This window comes from Bradyrhizobium sp. WSM1743 (assembly GCF_000473065.1).
In the GTDB taxonomy this organism is placed as follows: domain Bacteria; phylum Pseudomonadota; class Alphaproteobacteria; order Rhizobiales; family Xanthobacteraceae; genus Bradyrhizobium.
The window spans coordinates 1-20,266 of record NZ_AXAZ01000013.1; the positions used below are offsets into that span (position 1 = coordinate 1).

Here is a 20,266-nt window from a genome sequence, read left to right on the forward strand (position 1 = left end):
GCCGGCGTATACGTCCAGGTGCCACTGCCATTGTTGACAATGCTGCCGCCGCCGCTGGCCACGCTGATCGAGGTGATCGACAGCGAGGAGCTGTCGACGTCCGTAACTCCAGCTAGCAGGGTCGCCGCACTTATCGTGTAGGCGGTGTCCTCGATGCCCGCGACCAAACTTACCGGGGCCGCCACCGGTGCATGATTGACAATCTCATTGACCAGCAGGACATTCCCGGCAACCAATGCGCTCAGCTTGAAGTTGCTAAGCGTAAGAGATTCGCTGCTTGAAAGAGCTACAATAACGTCAGGCCCGACTTGCTTTGCTGCGGCCTTGAAGGCGGCGAAATTTGCGAAGCCATAATTCTCGACCTGTAATATGTCTCCACCTGCCCCCCCGGTAAAGTCACTGATGGTGTCGGAACCAAAGCCTTTCGAGATCAGGAACGTGTCGCGCCCGCCTCCTCCGGTCAACAAATCATTACCCGTGCCGCCAGAAAGAATGTCGTCGCCGGAAGTACCGATTACGATGCTCGCGTAGTTCTGGGTCTTTGTTGATTTAGCCATGAGCGCCCCGCATTTGTGGCGCTACGATCCACGCTCCCTTTCAAGATCGGCTTACCCGGATCCCAACAAATTGAATCAGAACAGTACCCAGCCTTTGCGAGCTTAACGTTCACCTAAAATTTCGACTTCGTGAAACATTCGCTAATTGTTCGAACGAGGAGCGTGTGCATTGCTCCCGGACTGTAACCGATTGATGAGTAACGCCTTGACAAGTACCTGTTCGCGGCTAGCACGGGTGCCATCCGGTCGAAAGACCTTCCGTGCCCAAAGACCCGCACTGGTGTCCCTGCTCATAGCACGAAGAGCTCTTTGAAATAGGGTATGCATGAACCCGAGCTGCGTTAGCACGACACCTCCTGCGGACTGGGAGGCCTCAAGAGCCGTTAATCTAAGCTTGATTTTTCGGCCCGACCTCTCCCTATTGGCCCGGTTTTCGAGTACGAACGGGGTATCGAGCTTAGAGATTGCTATGACAAAAAAACGTGCACTGATTACCGGTGTGACTGGTCAAGATGGCGCCTATCTGGCTGAATTGCTCTTGGAGAAGGGCTATGAAGTTCACGGCATCAAGCGCCGGACTTCGCTATTCAATACTGACCGCATCGATCACCTTTACCTGGATCCTCATGAACCCAACCCAGCGTTCCGCCTGCATTACGGCGACCTGACAGACTCTTCGAGCCTCATACGTATTGTTGGTCAGATTCAACCCCATGAGATCTACAATCTCGCCGCGCAAAGCCACGTTGCCGTTTCGTTCGAGGAACCAGAATACACGGCGAACTCTGACGCACTTGGTACGCTCCGAATTCTCGAAGCGATGCGTATCGTCGGATTAGAGAAGACAGCTAGGTTCTACCAGGCATCAACGTCCGAATTATATGGCCTGGTTCAGGAGACTCCGCAAAAGGAGACAACTCCCTTTTACCCACGCTCTCCGTATGCTGTCGCCAAGCTCTATGCCTATTGGATTACGGTCAACTACCGTGAGGCATACGATATGTATGCATGCAACGGCATCCTGTTTAACCATGAGTCCCCGGTCCGGGGCGAAACCTTTGTCACACGCAAAATCACGCGGGCACTCGCACGCATTCATTTGGGTCTTCAAGAACGGCTTTACCTCGGCAATTTGGACGCCCTACGCGATTGGGGACACGCGCGCGACTATGTCGAAATGCAATGGCTGATGCTGCAGCAGGACAAGCCCGAAGATTTCGTAATTGCGACCGGCGTACAACACTCCGTCAGGGACTTCGTCAACGTGGCCGCCAGTGAAGTGGGCACAACAATTCGATGGGAGGGCAGCGGCGTCGAGGAAAAGGGATATGATGCTGCCACAAGAAAGTGCATTGTTTCCGTCGATCCCCGCTATTTCCGTCCGACTGAGGTCGCGACGCTTCTTGGTGATCCGTCAAAGGCGAAGCAGAAACTCGGCTGGGAGCCCAAGACATCGTTCGAAAGCCTCGTTCGAGAAATGATGAAGGAAGATCTCGAGTCGGCAAAGCGCGACGAACTCATCAAGCAGCACGGGTTCAGATATTATCCGCGCCACGAGTGAATGGCGGCAAATGTAAACGGAAGGGCGGGAGCTTAAACGCTCCCGCCCTTATCGATTCAAGATTGGGTGTGCCGACCTGCTTTTCTGCTTTCATCAAGGCAGAGGAACGGCATCCTTCACCGGAATTGAGGCCGCCCTGGGTATCAGGGTGGGTTTTGGCTCCGGACCAAATGGAGCCTTCATGGCTGCCATCTCCTCGACCCAGCGTCGAACGATCGTTCGGCGATCCCAACGCTCGATAGAACGCCTTCGCCCCTCAGCACCCAGCTCTTTGCAAAGCGCATGTTCTTCGCTCAGCTTCACAATTGCGGCGGCAAGCGCCCGCGAGTCTCCCGGAGGAACGACTAGCCCAGCGCCCTCAACTTCCGCGGCGAGTCCAGTCCCTCGACTTGCCATTGCAATGACCGGCCGGCCGGATGCCAGGATTGCGCCAAGCTTTGAAGGCAGGACTAGGTCGGCCGCCTCCGCCTTCTGAGGAATGAGATGAAAGTCGGCGGTCGCCATCAACTCATTGAAACTCTCATTGGGCTGCAAATCCAAGAAGTGAACTTTCGAGCGGCCGTCCGCCATTTCGACCAACTTGGCTTTGTGAGGCCCCTCGCCAGCAAGAATGAGATGAATATTGGGATGACTATCGTCCAGAGCGGCAGTCGCATCGATTGCAAGATCTAGACCCTGCTTGTTCGACATCGTGCCTGAATAGAGCCCAACAATCGCCGTGGCAGGAATGCCCAGCTCTCGACGGTATCTTGTCTGCCGAGATGCGGGAAAGATCGCACTCGTATCGATCCAATTCCTGACCTCGCTTGTGCGTCCCAACTCCAGACCCTTGCCATGCAGTCGATCGACCATCTGCGGAGAGATCGATGAAACCTTGTCAAACGAGCGGACAATAGCAGCTTCCGTCTTGAGCATCACCCTTCGCAGATACTCGTTCTGGAGCAATCCCAGATCGAAGGCCGCGTCGACCTCGAAATCCTGCACATGAAGCCAAGACTTGGCGCGAATCCGGCGGGCGATGAAGGCGACGAATGCAGCTGACATCAATGAGGGGGCCGCCGAAAGCATGATATCAGGGCGCCAGCTGAATGCCTCTTTCGTAACCGGCAGCATGCTGCTCAATGCGAAGGATGCATGATGAATTAAGCGTTTCCCACCCGATGGCTGCGCAGGAACGTAAATCGGCGTGCGCGTGACGCGGACGCCATTGATATCCGTTGCCCTGAAATATGACGCACTAAATTTCGTCGGGATCTTCCAGTTGGGATAATATGGTGGCGCGGTGATCACCCTAACTTCGTGACCTTCGTCGACGAGGCTTTCGCACAGCTCCGTATTATACTTCGCCACCCCAATGAGATCGGGCGCGTAATTGATGCCGACTAGCAGAATGCGCATTGATACAATCCAACGAAAAACGATTCAAAGAATTTGGCAATCAACGTATGGGGCTGCTCAACTGGCCCGGCTAACCTCCAAATGACGGCCATGGCCCTGAAGGAAGTCTTCAAGGGCCGAAGCAAGCCCTGCCCGGAGGGAAGTGGTCGCCCGCCATCCAAGCGCATGAATCCGTGAACTATCCAGGAGCTTGCGCGGCGTACCATCAGGCTTGGAGGTGTCGAAGATCAACCTACCTTCGTAGCCGACGACCTCGGCTACAGCCGCAGCGAAGTCTGCGATCGATAGCTCGTCGCCGCTACCGACGTTAATTGGCAGGTCGCTTGAATAGTTCTTCAAAAGGAAGACGCAGGCATCCGCGAAATCATCGACGTTGAGAAATTCACGGAGCGGCGTGCCGGTGCCCCACACGATGACGCTGGGCGCATTAGCCATCTTGGCTTCGTGGAAGCGCCGGATCAATGCTGCGGGCACGTGACTGTGATCCGGATGATAGTTGTCGCCGCGGCCGTAGAGATTGGTCGGCATCACAGAGATGAAGTCATCGCCATATTGACGACGATACGCTTGGCACATCTTGAGGCCGGCAATCTTCGCGATCGCATACCACTCGTTGGTCGGCTCAAGCGGTCCCGTCAGCAATTCGCTTTCAGCGATCGGCTGCTTGGCGTGCTTGGGATAGATACAGGATGAGCCGAGGAACAACAGGCGCTGCACGCCAACCGCGTGACTTGCGCGAATGACGTTCAATTCCACCGCAAGATTGTCGCAGAGAAAGTCGACTGGGAAAGTGTTGTTGGCTGCGATACCGCCGACCTTAGCAGCGGCGTGAACCACAATGTCGGGACGATTGGCCTGAATCCATTTCAGCGTTGGCTCTTCCTTTGTGAGGTCCAGCTCATGCCGGTCGGCAACCAGCAGGGTACAATTCTCCGATGCAAGTCTGCGGACGACAGCTGATCCGACCATGCCGCGGTGACCCGCGACAAAAACACGTTTGCCCGTGAGATCGAAGGTTGAACCTCCTGCCATCCTATCCTCTACCAAAGCTCAATTGGCCGGATCACGGCCACTCCCGTGAGATCTCGGTTACCGGCCGCCGCATTACGCAATCATGCTGCCGATGCAGCCTCGTCAATCTGGTAACACAATCTTCACTATGCGACAGCCTATCCCGGCGCGATAACGATATTCATGGTGAACCCGTGCTGCGCGCACAAAAGGGCAGCACACGGCGAAACAAAATGAGCAAAGCGGCCGCTGAGCTGTGTGGCTGCCTTGAAAGTTCGGCGAAAAACGGCAGCCGCTCGGTTAGCCCAACCTCAGTACGCCCGACGAAGGATAGGGCCGACAGGCGCGCAAACGCGGTCCATATACCAGCCATAGGGTGTCTCGACCCGCACCAGGGGGCAGCGGCGCCACGGCACATACCGATATGGGTACGGCTGAGCCCAGAACGTAACAGGCGTTACCTGGCTCGCGCCCGTCAGCAGGGCTGCCGGTGCTGGCATTTGCATCGCGGCACTTGCTCCGCTTGCTGCGCCAAGGGAGAGGGCGGCGGCCAAAAAACCTGCTCGCATCAACATCTTGAACATCCCAAAAAGCTCCTGGCCCCTGCGGACTTGATGGCTAACTTGCCTGTCAGCCCCGGCCAACCGGCGCCACGGTCCGCAGACCGCCCCGCGACTAGCCCAAACAATGGATTGAATTTTACCAAGGCTGCCGGCAGAAAAGCAACCGATGCCGCGGCAGTTAAAGCCCTTTTGGGTCAACATGGCACACAAGTGTGGCTTCCAGGTCCTACTTTTCCGCACTCCAGGCCCCGGGGGAAGCCAGCTCCGGTGAATGGCGGTACACATCCCGAAGGAACTGGTAGTTGACCGTTTGAGCCAACGGCACATCATCCTCGCCGAGCTTAGAGAAGATGAGAATATCCCGAAGCGTCCGCCAGCGGCTTTCGTCGTAGTCGCCGATGCGACCGCCGGTCGGTAGCACCAGTGGGCGTAGCTGCTGCAGCTCGAATCGCAGTCGCTCGGCATTAAGCTCGACCGAGCCGACACCGGCGAGAACGGGTACGCTCCGGGCATAATCTGAATAGGTAAAGTGCCACCCCCGAATGAGGCCCTGAAGGACGTCGGCGATAACCGACGGCTGATCATGGATGAGTTCATTGCTTGCAAAGTAGACCAAGCCCGGGACATGGATGCCATAGTCCTGCGGTTTAATGACGTTCAACTTTGCGAACGTCGGTTTCGACGGATCCGGCTGCTCGTCGATAGCGGCAATGATCGCGTCCACCTCCCCGGTCCGCAGAGCCTCGAAGCCGTCGCGGTCAGGCACCTTGGCCATCTGGCTTCGGGGAAGCCCGAGCTGCGCCATCATAGCATCGAAAACGACGTCCCCCTCACTCGCTCTGCGATACCCGATCCTTTTTCCAACCAGGTCAGCCGGCCTGCGCAATCCCGAGCTTTCGAGCGTGAAAATCGCGGCCCAGGTGTCGAGAAAGCTTGCGGCGAAGGCGGTTACCGGGACGCCGCGCCAGCTAGCCAGCAAGAACTTCTGGCCGCTCGTCACGCCGATGGCATGTTGGCGTGCGATCGCTTGGACGAAATTAGGATCTTCGGGCTGGGCCGCCAACTCTACACGGGACGAGAAATATCCCTGCCTCGACGCAGCGAGTTCGCCGGCAAACCGTGCGCCATATGGCCCGTCCAGGACGAATTTGACTGCTACGGGCCTGGAAGCTGTTCGCGCTTGTGGAGGGGTCGCATCGGAACGAAGAAGGAGAAGCACGATTCCCACCGAAGCGACGACCGCAAGGCCGATGCCAAGGTACCACTTCCCTCTCGGCCGGGCCCTTCGCCGGGACTGGGTTCGAGGCAACGAGATCTTCCTAACAAGTTGTGGAGTTTGACGTATCAGTTGAGGCGAGATGGACGACAATATAGTTGTAGGGTAAGGTTAATTTTTCCTTCGCCTTGTTTTAACAGCGATTTTGACCGATAGCGCTGCTGTTCAAGTAAATAATTTTGCGTCAATGGGTTTGGCAGGATGACAACGCTTTCCACTCGGCCGGTGCCCGTCCCTGATTCTGTGGCGGAAATTCGCGTGGTCGAGCAATCTCCGGTAGCAGCTATAGGGTTTGCGCCGAGCTGGCTGCGCCCTGTGGTTGTCGAACGATTGATAGCTGTGGTCGATGCAGCGCTGATCGTTGTTAGCGGGATCGGCTGCGCGGCTGGCTATCACGTGACCACCGCGGGCACGCTCGGCAAGGCCGACATCTATGCGGCGGCCAGCCTGCTGGTTGCAATCAATTTCATCCTTCTGACGACCGTGCAGCAGGGCTACCGGCTGAACACCGTCACCGATCTGCCGCGCACGTTCCGTTTGATGCTGACGACGTGGACCGGCCTGTTCGGCGCGCTGCTGGCGATCGCCTTCACGATGAAGGTCAGCGACGAGTTCTCCCGCGGCACCACGATCTCGTTCTATCTGGTCGGCCTCACCGCCCTGCTCGCCTGGAAGATCGCTGCGGCACGCTGGACCGCGCATGCCTTGCGCACCGGCGCCTTCGCCAACGGCCGCGCCATCATGATCGCCGAGTTCGGCCTTGCCACCTCGTCCAACGCGGTCGACGACCTCGGCCAGCACGGCTACCGCCTAATGCGGGTGATGGAGATCCCGGCCAAGGAGCTCGCCTCCCCGCTGCTGCTCTCCTCGCTCGCCCCGCGCTTCGAAGAGATGATCAATTATGCGCGCGAGCACCGGATCGAGCACGTCTTCTTGCTGATCAACTGGAGCCGGCAGCATGCGATCGACAGCATCCTGGACGTCCTGAAGATTTTGCCGCTCCCGGTGCATCTGGTGCCGGACGCCAATACAGCGCGCTTCCTGCGCTATCCGCTTCAAGGCACCGGAAACACCTTCACCGCCGAACTGCGCCGCGCCCCGCTCACCCTTCGCGAACGCGCGCTCAAGCGCGCGCTGGATCTCATCGGCGCCAGCTTTGCGCTCCTGGTGTTCGCACCCGTGATGCTGGTGACCGCGATCATGATCAAGCTGACCTCGAAGGGCCCGGTGTTCTTCCGTCAGACCCGCCACGGTTTTGGCGGGCGCTCCTTCAGGATCTTCAAATTCCGCACCATGCGCGTGCTCGAGGACGGCCCGACGATTCAACAGGCGCAGAAGAACGATCCGCGCGTCACGCCAATCGGCAAATGGCTGCGCAAGACCTCGATCGACGAGCTGCCGCAGCTCTTCAACGTGCTCAAGGGCGACATGTCGCTGGTCGGCCCGCGCCCGCATGCGGCCGCCCACAATACCGAATATGAGCAGATCATCGGCAACTACGCGTTCCGTCACCACGTCAAGCCCGGCATCACCGGCTGGGCCCAAATTAATGGTTACCGCGGAGAAACCCGCGCGCTCGAGCTGATGCAGAAGCGCGTGGAGTATGATCTGTGGTACATCAATAATTGGAGCGTGGGGCTGGATGCTTTGATTCTCGCTCGGACAGCTACCCTCACTCTGTTCAACCCGAGTGCCTATTGACAGGCTCGCGGAGCCGTACTGAGTAAGGTCACGCGCTGGATTTGCGATGCAAACACTTCAACATTCTAGCTCGGGCTTGGTAGGATTGGTGGCATCCCGCTGTCGCCTGAGAACCACTTGAGTCCTCCAGCTTTGTCGCTCGCACGCACTGCAATCCATTCTGTCTGGTGGAGCATAATCGAAAACGGCAGCTTGACCGCCGTTTCCTTTGTAGCGCTGATCATCTTTGCCAAGCTTCTTGATCCCAATGACTTCGGCTCCTACGCGGTCGCTGTGTCGGTGATCGAGGTCGCCGGCATCTTTACCAATATGTTGTTCCACGACGCCTTGGTTCGAGAGCCCAAGGCAAGCGATGCCCACTTTAACGCGGCGTTCACAGTATCGCTGCTTGTCAGCGCTGTCGTCTTTGGCATCTTGCTGACCATATTCCCGCTTCTGGCCGCCCTGGTCGGCGATCCGCGAATTGGTGACGTCGGTCGCGTGCTCGGAATTGGCCTGCTGTTCGAAGCTCCAACAAGCATTTTAAACGCGCGCTTGCGAAAAGAATTCGGCTTTCGAATTCTAGCAATTCGCACGCTAATTGGCCGCACAGCTGGAGCAGCGATCGGAATACTGGCAGCTTTGATGGGATTCGGTATTTGGTCTCTGGTTATCCAATCGCTTCTAATGACGATCCTAGGCTCTGCCACACTAGTGTTGTTAACCGAGTGGCGTCCTCGCCTGACAAGAAAACTGCGCCCTTTAGCTGATGTGCTCAACTATAGCGTTGGAGCGGTCACGTCACTCGCGACAAACTTTGCCACAAAGCGCGCCTTTATCTTCTTTACAGGAGTATTCCTCGGTGTCGAAAAAGTCGGCTTTCTCAACATGGCTTTTCGGCTCGTCGACACAGTATGGGCAATCTCTGCAACCGCCATTTCGCAAGTCATGCTTCCATCGATGGCTCGGTTGCAGCACGATCGGGAACGGCTTCTGAGAGCATATAGAATTGCTCTCACGATAGGGTGCGCTTTGATATATCCGATCTTTGTAGGGATCGGTTGCGAAGCACCTGAACTCATCAGCGTAATCTTTGGAACGAAATGGCTACCCGCCGCCGAGCCAGCGCTCTGGCTAAGCCTTATAGTTCTTGTTCAAGCTCCTCGCCTGTTCATGACATCGCTGTTAAGCGCCATCGGTGAGATCAAAAGCATCCGCTCGGTCAACCTTGTAGTCCTCGCGTATATGGCCATGGCCATCGCCGCTACCCGACTTCCCGGCATAGACTACGCCTTGGCAGTCTGGTCCGGTAGTGAGTGCTTAGCACTCACGTTGCTGACGCTTCTGGTCTATCGCAAGTGCGACCTCTCCTCGTATGCACACCTTCGCATGCTGGCCGCACCGTCGATCGCGTCGGGTCTGATGGCTATCGGAATCAATCTTACGCGCCAACTCCTGCCCGGCACACAGCCCAGCTTGAGCATAGTGCTCCTGTCAGTTGTTGGTTTCCTAATCTATGCAGGATTGTCGCTGATACTCGCCAAGCATTCGCTGGTGCTCGCGATTGAGCTTTGGCGCTCGCAAAGACAGAAGCCATCTGGGAATCCATAAAGGTCTTCGAAATGACATCTCTCACCAGCTATTCCTGTCACGCGCCAGCAGATCGCTCGAAACTAGCTTCCGTGATAATATGCAACTACAATTACGAAAGATTTGTCGGAGAAGCTATTTCGAGTGCCCTTAACATCGATTGGCCAAATGTTGAAGTGATCGTCGTCGATGACGGCTCGACGGATCGATCCCGAAGCATCATCGAATCATTCGCATCTCGCGGCATCAAGATGATCTTCCAAGCCAATCGAGGCCAGGCGAGCGCTGCCGAAGAGGGCTATCGCATTAGCAAAGGCGAGTGGGTTCTGTTTCTCGATGCAGACGATACTGTCCATCCATCCTTGCTTCGCGAAGCTAAGACTGTGATGAGACCCGGGTGGTCATCGATTCAGTTTCAAATGAGGCTAGTCGACGAGAGTGGCCGATTTCTCGGGAGCGTGTTCCCGAAATACAATAAGAACACCACGCCTGAGAAGATCAGGAAATCGCTGGCCACCACTGCTAGCTATCCGACCCCCCCAACGTCTGGAAACCTGCTTTCAAGAGACTTTCTTGAACAGATCTTTCCGCTACAACAAAACATGGATAGATGGATCGACAGCTATTTTCTGGCGACGGCTCCCCTGCTGGGTGATGTATTGACCGTCTGCAAGCCGCTGATTTCGTATAGAATTCACGGCAGGAATGATGGCGCCCAACTGACTCTGGACTTGGCCCGCATAGCACGGGATTTGGGAAGACACATTACGCGCACTGAGTACGGCGCCAAGGTCGCACAGAAGTTCGGCGTTGAGGTCGCTCCCGACCGGTGGCGCTACGGGTTCTATAATCTTGCAATGCGTATCGCGTCTTTGCGGCTCGCGCATGAAAGCCATCCGATTCACAATGACGCGGTCTTGAGCTGTTTGAGAGATGGCCTAGTCGCTACCTGCAGCCCGCAGGGGCTCACACCGCTGAGACATATGGCAATGTCATTCTGGCTGGTATCTGTCGCTGTTGCACCGAAACGAATTGCCCGCGTCCTCATTTCTTGGCGGTTTGCTCCGATGTCTCGCCCCAGATTTGTGCAGCGAACGATTCAGTCGGCCTGAGCAAATCAGAAGCAGCTCAGCTTCGTTGCTTGGATTCATCGCGTGGAATCGCGCGAAACAGCGACTTGCGATCCTCGTGGACCAGGCTCAACATCCAAACCAAAAGCACAAAATCCGGCTTCAAGACGTTACCTGCACTGATCCAAGCGTACAGAATTGCGGTGCAAATCTCTGGGCGGAGACGGCTCGAGTACAACCGGTATGCAAAGAGGCCAACGACAATGCAAAAGCCGGCTACGCCATACTCATAGATCAGCTTTGCCCAGGTTGGATCGTTGATTTCATATTTCAGCTGAAGCGCAGCAACTGTACGAAGATAACTTCCACCGCCATTGCCAAGCCAGATTGCAAGATCTCCGTTTGCAACGCTTCGCTCCAGCATCTGAATCGGAGCGACAAATCTTGCGTAGCCGCTTGAGCCACGGCTATCGAACTCCGACAGACGATCAAGCCACAAACTTAGTCCAGGAATTTCGGAACCGTACGTAAGTAACGCAAAAAGAAACATAAGCGCGCCCACAAAAAACGGAATCTTCCTTAGAGAGGTCGGCACGAGAAAGGCTACTATGACGATCATGACACCAGAGCCCGAGACCGACGACAGCAGCCCGGCTAGCAAAAGAACGATTATGAAGAGCTTTCTTCGCTCTGAATGGTATTCGAGCAAGAAACCAAGCGCAGTTAAAATGGATAGCGTCGCAGATTCTCTCAAGAAGAAGCCATTGGCCTTAACGATACCGCCGCTCTCTCGAAAGAACGAATAAGTGCCAGCTCCGCGAATTTCATCAGGCAAGATGAACGCGATGTTTATGAGGCTGGACGCTCTGAAGACATTCACAGCTAACAGCTGAAGAACTGCAATTGCGGCTATGACCGCCGTCAAAATAACGAACGTAGATCGGACGTATTCGCTGACTCGTTCCATCCCATCGCGGTGAACAAGTCTGACTGAAAACGGAGCATAGAGACAGAGAAGCAAAAAAAGGGAGGCCCATGAGGTCGGCTCCGTCGAATAGGCTATTCGACTGGAGCCGATTGCCCCGACAGCCAGCCAAAGTAGGGCAATTGAAACTTCCAGCGTCGCGAACCCGGACCCGAGAAGATAAGCGCTGAATGCCAGATAGCAAAATAGATCGGTTGAAGCGGGAAATTCACCGATATTGACGGCGATCTGCGAGAGGAAGAGTAACGAAACGATGGAGCACCAGATAGCGAGCTTTGCGAGCCGGGTCAGCTCGATGGCGGCTCGACCTGCCACGACCTGACGTCGTCCCTCCCAGAAGGCCGGAGAAGCCTGGACTCTTGCCATCATTCCACGGCACCTAGTCCAAGAAACAGTGATCGAGACTGCTGAATGAGCGGTCGCAAGTCCATTACTCCAGAAAGACGCGGCTCATGCGCAGCATTCCCGCTGCAAGGCCAAATCGCTGCGCCACCAAGCTCTGAAGTTTTATTTGGCAGTGGTTGAGTCCTTCCAAATCATCGATGTTGTTGACGATGAGGTCAGCTAGTTCGCTCATATTATCAGCCGCAAACATTGCAGAACGCTCCTCCGGAGCCATGCCGCTTAACGCGGGCCTCAACCCGAAGATTGGCAAGCCGGCTAACGCATAGTCCAATATCTTCAGTTTGAAGCCTCCCCCCAGGACCTCCGCGACTAGCCCTCCCCTGCACGCTTCAAAAATCGGTTGCACATCAGGCAAGCGGCCAAGAAAGGTTACAGATTCATCTCCTTCGTACTTCGCCCGGATCGCTCCCGGCACCGCGCCAACGACCTGAAGGTTGACTGCATTTCGTCGAAGAGTTGGGACGAGCAAGTCCAGTATCTGCTGCAGGTTTCGCTGCTTCGCAGCCCATTCGAAGGATCCAATCAGGACCAAAGCTCTCGGACAAGCCGCATGAATGGCGCGGCGAGGGCTCGCCGCGCCAAGGTACACCGGCGGAATGACATGAATATTGGAGCAGTGTCGATCAAAGTACGAAGCATCGTCGCTTGTGATGCAAATCACTGCATCTGCAGCCGCAACGACTTTTCGTTCTAGGCGACGGTACTTCTCGGCATCTATCCTCATGATGGCTCGTCGAGCGACGCCCTTGAATTCCCGGGAAATAGTTGGACGGATCGCCCCTTCCGCGTTATGGGCAATATAACAGATCGGCACGCGACGATCCTTGATCAGATCTAGAACGCCGGCCGAATTGGCATGATCAATAACTATCCAATCCCACGCCCGGCCTAGGATATCTTTGAGACCTTCTCGCAAAGGCGCAGAAGCGAGATTATATGCATCTCTTGGCAGCGAGGAAATTAGGCTGCCGAGTCCAGTCCCAAGCGGGGGCGGAACGATGCTGCACGTCACATCCGGCAGACCAAACAGCTTCTCGTCATTCCTGTGACCGTCTCTTTGAGTTCCGAAGACATGAACAGCAGCTTGCCCGGTAGAGGCGAGAGCCTCAATTAGCCCGGCAGAGTAGAGCGCGTCCCCACTGTAGAGTGGCGACGGGACACGTCCAGATATCCAAAGGACTTGTTTCAAGAGCACCCCCTAACGGATTCCAATCTCCCCCGCTAGCTGTGCTAGCGGTACGGATCACGTTCGTTCGCATAAGCAAGACAAGCCCAGCTCGCTATATGCGGGATGAACGCGCGAGGAGACTACGAACATTCGAACGCCAATGAGTTCTCGAGAAGCGCATTGCGATCAGTCTCTGCGCCAAGGACGCGGGCAACAGTGTTACGCTGCATATCCATATCGTGTGCTTAAGGGCGACACTCCACCGGAAGTGACCACGACCTATCGCAATCATGCCTTTCGTCCACAGATCGAGGAGAGATCTGGTATGATCGCTCCCATCCTCGCGCAGTAATTTTCGCGCCATGATCCGATAGTTCAGGAACACCAATTCGTGGTCGAGGAAATCTCCGCTGGGCAACGCGCGCCCCAGACGAGCCGCGTGCTCCCGCAAAATATCGAACTCCTCCTTACGATACCTGATTCTAGTTGCAAAATCCGGGATGAAAGCAATGTTCCCGCTGAGGCTCCTTCGGCTGTTGTTTCTTTGATGCACGCGATACTGACCTTGCGGGTCCGAGATGGTGATGATTCCCCCATAGAGTGGAGCGACGGTATTGAGAACTCCATCCAAAGATACTGGCGGGCTGATCGGCATCACTTGGCTCAAAAAATCCCGTGAGTAGGCGTTCCCCGAGGTAACGGGCCAACGGTACGTGCCCGTTTGGCTGAACTCGCGAGCTAATTCCGCCTCCGTGAGGGCCCCCCGGGAAAAATCCGGCATACGTCTGCCAAGACGGCGACCATGTTCGTCGATGACGTCCAGGTCAAACTGCACCTTTGCAATGCCGGGACCGAACGCCTTCTCGACTTGTTCGGCGGCAGTCGGATAAAGGAGATCGTCGGCATCCAGGTACATGACAATTTGGCCGGTGGAGATAGCATAACCAGTACTCGTGACGCTGCGTATGCCCTGGTTCGATTGAAGCACCGCCCGAACGCGGTCTCCGTAAGAGCGAATAATGTCGGAGGATGAATCCGTGGACCCATCGTCGATCACGATAATCTCGTCCGGCAGGCGGGTCTGCGACAGCACGCTCTGGATGGCGTGCCCGATGTATTCCTCGTAATTATAATTCGTTATAATAACGCTGATTGTTGGTCGAAGAGTCATTCGAAATGCCTGGTCTGCTGACACGGAAGGAAAATCTGGACATGGCCTTTGAGAGCTATCGTTCTATTGCTTCACTCAAGAGAGCGGCCAGGATTCTGTCGTCAATCTTAATTCCCATATCCTTGACAATTGGATCGGCGACCGCAAGCGGCTGGAAATTGGTATTTTCGGATGAGTTCAGCACTAACGTCCTGGATAGGGATAAGTGGGCCACTCGCTATATTTACGAAAATGAAACGCTGGACCACTTCAAGGACGAGGCTCAGCGTTATCGCGATAGCCACCTTCTCTCGGATGGCGTTTTGAGCCTGATCGCCAAGAAGGGAAATTCGGATTACCTCGATTCTGGTATGATCCGGACACATCAAACCTTTTACTATGGCTATTTTGAAGCCCGCGTTTTCCTACCTAAAGGAAAGGGGATATGGCCAGCCTTTTGGCTGCTAGGCGACTATGATCGGGACGGACGTACCTGGCACCCACCGGAAATCGATATATTTGAATACGTCATAAACGAGGTCGAGGACAAAGATACGATGTTGCACTCGGGAGCTCAAGATAAGGCTCCAGCGAGTGTGTTCACGTTCGTTGACCCATCCTTCAATGCTCGCCGCAACCAGATGCGTGCTGACGTTCCTTTGAACGCGGGTTGGCACACCGCTGGTTTGGTATGGGCCCCTAACAAGATCTCGTTCTTTTGGGACGGACGACTGATTTATTCTCGTCCCTACAGTTGGCTACGTCCGGACGGTGTATTGGGCCCGCCAGCCCAGGTGATTTTGAATTTTGCGATAGGTGGTGCCGGATGGGCTGGCCGGCACGGGATTGACGAATCCGCGTTCCCCCAGTCGTTCAGAATAGACTACGTTCACGTTTGTCAATTTACTCCCTCGAATGAGGGTTCCAGACTCTGTGGTGGAAGCAAAGCAACTCCTGATCCAGTTCAATTTTCGTACGAAACTGATCATGGCGATATGCCGAAGCCAACGTTCTTGCCTGTCCGATCCTCTCTTGCTCGCGATCCATCGGGGGCTAGTCTCTTGTCTAACGAGGGCCCCACGGAGGTGGAAGTACCCATAAGGCTGCCGGACGATACGTGGCGAGACGAGACGATTAACATCTTCTTGCTTGATGAGACCACAAATGCCCGCACGACATTGTATGCAAAACGTGTGAAGCATCTGGGAGAGCGTGGAGTGGACGGCACCAGAAAAATTCGCCTGGCGCTTCCGGCACTTTCTCAGCGGGGGAATTTCACACTGTTCGCGGAAATATCATCGAGCGGAAGGGAAACGCAAGGTTGGCACGTCCCGTTGGCCTGTGACACCGGGGTTAAACAACCGGTCAAATCCAAAACCTGCCGCCTGCTGATCCTGCGTCGGCAATAGCGGCAACTATCGTTGTCTCATTGAATACTTAAACAGCTTTACGCCTGTCATCGTCCCCAAGATAACGTCAGACCTGGCATAACTGGCAAGGGTTGTGTCCGTACATCTGTCGGAACTCGCGTAGCATACGGTCACCTTCACCAATCGAGGGCAGTTGTTCTTGATGCTGACGACGTGATCAAAGGCGTTAGGATTGGCTACATGCGCCCTCGCTGCCGCTTCAACGTCCAAACAGGGCCTTCCAAGCGCATCCCGTATTACCGTCGATCCCGATTGCTCAGCCGGCCCTTGAAAGGTCAATCTCGGCGGATTGTGTGAGACCGTTTGCGCATACCCACCAGACGACAACGACAGCAGCAGACCGACTGCAGTAAGCTTCCATGGCATGTCCATCGTCATCGACGCCATATCCTCTCATCGATTTCAACCCCCGGGACATGGATTTTTAGTCCCTCTCGGGCCAACTGTTTTGCAAAAGCCTCGCGTGGGATGATGTTCGCATCTGCAATGCTGGCCAGCAGACGCTCCCTTTCCGCCCAGCCCACGCCCATGAAGTTCAGCGCGGCAGCATCAGTAAATTCGCTATCCACCATGCCTGAAAACTCCGAGACCACTTTTTCTTGCGTGGTCCCACTCAACTTCGGAAAGGTGGCGAGAGCCAACTTATTTCGTCGAAGCGCGATCCAGCCCTCGATCGGACCAGTGCTGTAGGATTGAGAGAGAAAGCTAAAGATCTTCTCGTCGAAACCATGATAAGCGGTCTCCACGGAATACAGCATCAGCCACAGAAATGAATCGGCCGGGTTGAGCCCAAGCGAAGTCCTGATCTTCACCTCTGCCTTGGCTGCTTCGAAGTCGGTCTCCTCCGCGCTCCTTCGCCCTGCTCCTTCTTCTGCAATCCGCAGCCCGATCAGTGCTTCCGCCCGCGCGACATCATTGCGCGCGATCGTTGGCCTCGATTGAGCTTGCAGCGCGGCAACTACTCCGTTCAACGCGCCCGGCTTGAAACGGTCAGCAGCGAGGATGCGCGCCATTGGCTCCTTGACTGGCACCGCCACCAGAAGCGCGGGCAGCGCTTCGAGAGGCCAGATGACCCCAAGAACACCAAACACAAACAGCAAAGACCTCACACATGCAAAGAAAGGCATTCTCGCAGAATATCCTTCGAGACGCCAGGCAGCCCTTAGACCACCGCGGCTGCGCGACGCTCACTATTCCACATACCCATAGCGGGCGTAGTACTTTTGATAGTAATGGCGGCCGTGGTAGGATTCATAGCGAGAGAGAAGCTTAGTGTCAGCCTTGTTCAGAACGACACCCAAAAGCTTGTCCTGGATCTCCGGCGCGCCGCGCAAATTGTGCCGTACGACGTCGATCTTGGTCTTCCCCCACTCCACGACGAATACGTACGAATCGACGAAGGGGGTGGTGACGCGCACGTCCACCACGGGCGCCATCGGCGGCATGTCGAGCACCACGTAATCATATTTCGCACGCAGCACCGCGACGAGATCGCGCATCGGCTTGGAAGCCAGAATCTCGTTGGTGTGCAGGAGCTTCGAAGTTGCGCCGGCAGGCAAGATGGCGAGTTGGGTCTGAGGATCGACGGCGACGACATCCTCGAGTTGAACTTTGTGCGTAACTAAGTCGACGAGACCAACCTGCGCATCCGGGATCAAGGAGCGAGAAAGCGATGGGTTACGCAGATCGACATCGACCAGAATGACCCTCGCTCCACCATGGGCAATAAGCTGCGCAAGGTTGGTCGAAAGCGTGCTCTTACCTTCGTTAGGAAGAGTCGAGGTCACCGCCAGCACGCGGTTCTCGCGCACGATGGAGTTCAGGTCTATAGCAACTTTCAGCGATCGCACCGCCTCAGAGAAGCGTGATAGAGGATTGTCGACGACAAAGCGCAGAAGGTCCGGCTGCGGATTGCTATTTCGCCGGCTAAGCTTGCCGCCCAATATTGGCGTCGACCCGGTACTGCCGAGCGCCGGAACGATGGCCACGCAGTTGGCCCCTAGCTCCTCCTCGACTTGCGCTGTCGTACGGAATACGCTGTCAGCGTACTCACGCGCCACGGCGACCCCGAAGCTCACCATCAGGCCGGCGAGCAAGCTCACCGCAAGGATCACCAGCGTCTTTGGAGCGCTCTTGACCAGCGGTGTGGTCGCTGCGCTGATTACGCGGGCCTCGGTGATCGGGAACGACTGCTGTTGCACGCTCTCCATGTAGCGCTGGAGGAAATTGTCATACATCGCCTGGTAGCTCTGCGCATTGCTCTCGAGCTCGCGGAGTTGCACTTGCGCCTGGTTGGTGAGCTGCGATTCCGAGACGACGTTAGCGAGGCTAGACTTGATTGCCTCCTCACGGGTCATTGCGATGTCGTAATCGCTCTTGTAAGATTCCTGGATACGCTTCAGCTCGTCGATGATGTTCTTCTTGATCTCGGCCATCTGCCGGCGCAGGTTGACGGCCGCAAGATGATCGGATCCGTATTTCATTGACCAAATCGATTCCTTGGAGGCCATGTCGACATATTGTCCGCGCAGCTTAACGATGGTGTCGTTCTTCAGCGCGTCGGCAACGTTGGCGTCCGGAATGTCCTGCTTGAGGATGTCGTTGATGCGGTCAAGCCGGGCTTTGGCCTCGGCTGTGGAGGCATGCGCCAGCACCAGCTGGCTGTTGACCTCCGCGAGTTGCTGTTCGTTCATCAACCGCCCGCCGGTATCGACAATATTGTTCGCGGTCTTGAAATCTACCACCGCCCGCTGCGCTGCTGAAGCTTGAGTGCGCAACTCCTTGATGCGGTCCTGGAGCCAGACGCTTGCGCGGCGCGTCGCCTGATACTTAGCTTCGAGCTGGTCCACGATGTAGGTATCAGCGATTGCATTCGCAATGCGAGCGGCCTTTTGCGGGTCGCGTGAGGTGAAGCTGATTTCCATCACATAGGTGACGCCGAGGCGCTTGATCGATCGGTTGCTCTCGAATCGCTGAAGAGCCTTACGCGTGAGCTCGAACTCAGAAGGCGCGAAGCCGGAGGAGAACAGGCCGGTCACAGAGCTGATGGTCATGCCGAGCAAGCCCGCACTGCTGCCCGTGAATTCGGGATCTTCCGTGAGATGAAGATCGCGGATCACGGCGAGGCTGATGTTCTCCGATTTCAGGATTTCAACCTGGGTTTCGACAGTCGCTGAATCGATGGCGACATCGCCGAGCATCGATTGCTGCTGGAACAGTTGCACCTTGCGCGTGTCGATCACCATCGAGGCGGTCGAGGTGAACAGCGGCGCAGCAGTGAAGAGATAGAGCAGCGCCAGAATCATGCAAGCCGATACAATCGCCAACATTGTCGGAAATTGGCGGCGGACAGTATCGAGATATGAGGTGAGCGTGCGGGAGGAGTTGCCGTCGACCTCGGCGAAATCACGGCTGATCTCCGAGGTTGGCTTGTTCACCTGCAACATCTAGCAAATTCCTGAAACCAATCAATTATCTTACGAATCAGAGTCTTCCGAACTGCTCCGAGGCGTCCGCAGCGAACCCGATCCCTAAGCCTACATTATTTGTAAAGACTATCACAATCTCGCCTGCGGTTGAACGTGGTTGGTATCACACACAGCTAGTTCGACGCGCTATCTGCCGTGAACCTTAACGGCAAAAAACAAAGCGGCGCCTCAATGGCGCCGCTGAAAGCTTCATTGCGACCGCGAGGTCGATGATCAACGAGGGCTCACGCTATTCGTTGAGCTACCCACAGAACCGCTACCAATGCCTGTGGCGTTGTTGGCGGTGGTGTTGTTACCGAACGAAGTACCACCGCCGCCACTACCGCCGGTCGCGAGGCCGCTGGTTCCGGTCGGGCCCCCTGCACCGGTGCCACCGCCTCCCGCGCCGCCAGTAGCAGCGATTGTGACGTCACCGATCGCGGCTTGATAGGCAGCAATCACGTCAGCATTGGTGCCAGCGATCGCGGCCTGGATCTCGTTGCCATAGGCTTGATCCTGCTGCGCGGCCATGCGGGCGACCTGGGCGAGGCCGGCGACGATCGCGCGCATTTGGTCCTTGGTAGTCGCGGGATCTTTCAGAAGCGCGATCAGGCCCGGGAGCGTGGTCGGATCAGAGGCGCCGAGGTCGCGCACGCGCGAGATCAGCTGCGGGCCGCCAGTCGGATATTGCTGCAACAGGCTGTTGGGGGAAGCCTTGAAGTCGGAAATGACGGTGGCCGGCAGCTGGCGCTGCGGCGGGTAAATGGCGGCGCTGGCGGCCGAACTAATCGTCGCGGCGAAAGCCGCAGCGGCAGCCATGCGAAGCGCGATTCTGCTAATGCTCATAAATCAACCTCCAAAAAATCAGCTGCCCCGATTGCTTTCTCGGCCCGGGCAAATGGCTGTGCAGTGCAGGAACCTATCCGAAGAGAAAAGGGCTGTCCATCTATTCTAA

General features: G+C 56.1%; 15 protein-coding genes. 5 read left to right on the forward strand and 10 right to left on the reverse strand.

The window, feature by feature from the left end; all coding sequences use genetic code 11:
* The coding region (locus tag YU9_RS41240; protein WP_036017225.1) for a cadherin-like domain-containing protein at window positions 1–557 on the reverse strand (557 nt) is incomplete at its 3' end.
* Between the two features lie 469 nt (window positions 558–1,026).
* Between YU9_RS41240 and gmd the strand changes: the two genes are divergently transcribed.
* Window positions 1,027–2,118, forward strand: a complete 1,092-nt coding sequence (gene gmd, locus YU9_RS0110655; RefSeq protein ID WP_027572810.1) for a GDP-mannose 4,6-dehydratase — start codon at window positions 1,027–1,029, stop codon at window positions 2,116–2,118.
* Between the two features lie 93 nt (window positions 2,119–2,211).
* Here the strand turns inward: gmd and YU9_RS0110660 are convergent, their stop codons facing one another.
* The 3 genes from YU9_RS0110660 to YU9_RS0110670 form a co-directional block, all read right to left on the reverse strand.
* On the reverse strand, window positions 2,212–3,516 hold the full coding sequence (locus YU9_RS0110660; protein WP_027572811.1) for a WcaI family glycosyltransferase: 1,305 nt from the start codon (window positions 3,514–3,516) through the stop codon (window positions 2,212–2,214).
* A gap of 57 nt (window positions 3,517–3,573) precedes the next feature.
* Entirely contained in the window at window positions 3,574–4,548 is a 975-nt protein-coding gene (locus tag YU9_RS0110665) for a GDP-L-fucose synthase (protein ID WP_027572812.1), read from the reverse strand.
* Between the two features lie 768 nt (window positions 4,549–5,316).
* Window positions 5,317–6,318, reverse strand: coding sequence for an ABC transporter substrate-binding protein (locus YU9_RS0110670; protein ID WP_256375872.1), 1,002 nt, complete (start codon window positions 6,316–6,318; stop codon window positions 5,317–5,319).
* 306 nt (window positions 6,319–6,624) lie between these two features.
* Between YU9_RS0110670 and YU9_RS0110675 the strand changes: the two genes are divergently transcribed.
* The 3 genes from YU9_RS0110675 to YU9_RS41245 all read left to right on the forward strand — a co-directional run bounded on the left by YU9_RS0110675 (window position 6,625) and on the right by YU9_RS41245 (window position 10,748).
* Entirely contained in the window at window positions 6,625–8,067 is a 1,443-nt protein-coding gene (locus YU9_RS0110675; RefSeq protein WP_245266337.1) for an undecaprenyl-phosphate glucose phosphotransferase, read from the forward strand.
* A gap of 192 nt (window positions 8,068–8,259) precedes the next feature.
* The gene (locus tag YU9_RS0110680) at window positions 8,260–9,657 is read left to right on the forward strand and encodes an oligosaccharide flippase family protein (protein WP_198028223.1); all 1,398 of its coding nucleotides are present in this window, start codon (window positions 8,260–8,262) and stop codon (window positions 9,655–9,657) included.
* Window positions 9,618–10,748, forward strand: a complete 1,131-nt coding sequence (locus YU9_RS41245) for a glycosyltransferase (RefSeq protein WP_084298938.1) — start codon at window positions 9,618–9,620, stop codon at window positions 10,746–10,748. The genes YU9_RS0110680 and YU9_RS41245 overlap by 40 nt, the downstream gene beginning before the upstream one ends.
* 16 nt (window positions 10,749–10,764) lie before the next feature.
* Here YU9_RS41245 and YU9_RS0110690 read toward each other — a convergent pair whose 3' ends face one another.
* The 3 genes from YU9_RS0110690 to YU9_RS44570 all read right to left on the reverse strand — a co-directional run bounded on the left by YU9_RS0110690 (window position 10,765) and on the right by YU9_RS44570 (window position 14,435).
* On the reverse strand, window positions 10,765–12,060 hold the full coding sequence (locus tag YU9_RS0110690) for a hypothetical protein (protein WP_027572816.1): 1,296 nt from the start codon (window positions 12,058–12,060) through the stop codon (window positions 10,765–10,767).
* A gap of 61 nt (window positions 12,061–12,121) precedes the next feature.
* Entirely contained in the window at window positions 12,122–13,285 is a 1,164-nt protein-coding gene (locus YU9_RS45615; protein WP_198028224.1) for a glycosyltransferase, read from the reverse strand.
* Window positions 13,286–13,376: 91 nt separating this feature from the next.
* A complete protein-coding gene (locus YU9_RS44570) occupies window positions 13,377–14,435 on the reverse strand; it encodes a glycosyltransferase family 2 protein (RefSeq protein ID WP_051380371.1) in 1,059 nt (352 codons plus the stop codon).
* A gap of 5 nt (window positions 14,436–14,440) precedes the next feature.
* On the opposite strand from YU9_RS44570, the gene YU9_RS0110705 reads away from it, so the two are divergent.
* Window positions 14,441–15,823, forward strand: a complete 1,383-nt coding sequence (locus YU9_RS0110705; RefSeq protein ID WP_027572818.1) for a family 16 glycosylhydrolase — start codon at window positions 14,441–14,443, stop codon at window positions 15,821–15,823.
* Between the two features lie 395 nt (window positions 15,824–16,218).
* On the opposite strand, the gene YU9_RS0110710 is transcribed toward YU9_RS0110705, so the two are convergent.
* The 3 genes from YU9_RS0110710 to YU9_RS0110720 form a co-directional block, all read right to left on the reverse strand.
* Window positions 16,219–16,971 (reverse strand): hypothetical protein, encoded by a 753-nt coding sequence (locus YU9_RS0110710; protein ID WP_156951809.1) that lies wholly within the window; start codon window positions 16,969–16,971, stop codon window positions 16,219–16,221.
* A 63-nt stretch (window positions 16,972–17,034) separates the two neighbouring features.
* A complete protein-coding gene (locus YU9_RS0110715; RefSeq protein WP_027572820.1) occupies window positions 17,035–19,290 on the reverse strand; it encodes a polysaccharide biosynthesis tyrosine autokinase in 2,256 nt (751 codons plus the stop codon).
* A 255-nt stretch (window positions 19,291–19,545) separates the two neighbouring features.
* A complete protein-coding gene (locus YU9_RS0110720) occupies window positions 19,546–20,130 on the reverse strand; it encodes a hypothetical protein (protein WP_245266338.1) in 585 nt (194 codons plus the stop codon).
* Window positions 20,131–20,266 lie beyond the last annotated feature (136 nt).

Coding starts and splice junctions, on each gene's coding strand:
- YU9_RS0110715 (WP_027572820.1), bottom strand. CDS start 19,290: ATGTTGCAGGTGAACAAGCCAACCTCGGAGATCAGCCGTGATTTCGCC.
- YU9_RS44570 (WP_051380371.1), bottom strand. CDS start 14,435: ATGACTCTTCGACCAACAATCAGCGTTATTATAACGAATTATAATTAC.
- YU9_RS0110705 (WP_027572818.1), top strand. CDS start 14,441: ATGCCTGGTCTGCTGACACGGAAGGAAAATCTGGACATGGCCTTTGAG.
- YU9_RS0110690 (WP_027572816.1), bottom strand. CDS start 12,060: ATGATGGCAAGAGTCCAGGCTTCTCCGGCCTTCTGGGAGGGACGACGT.
- YU9_RS0110665 (WP_027572812.1), bottom strand. CDS start 4,548: ATGGCAGGAGGTTCAACCTTCGATCTCACGGGCAAACGTGTTTTTGTC.
- YU9_RS0110660 (WP_027572811.1), bottom strand. CDS start 3,516: ATGCGCATTCTGCTAGTCGGCATCAATTACGCGCCCGATCTCATTGGG.
- YU9_RS0110710 (WP_156951809.1), bottom strand. CDS start 16,971: ATGCCTTTCTTTGCATGTGTGAGGTCTTTGCTGTTTGTGTTTGGTGTT.
- YU9_RS0110720 (WP_245266338.1), bottom strand. CDS start 20,130: ATGGCTGCCGCTGCGGCTTTCGCCGCGACGATTAGTTCGGCCGCCAGC.
- gmd (WP_027572810.1), top strand. CDS start 1,027: ATGACAAAAAAACGTGCACTGATTACCGGTGTGACTGGTCAAGATGGC.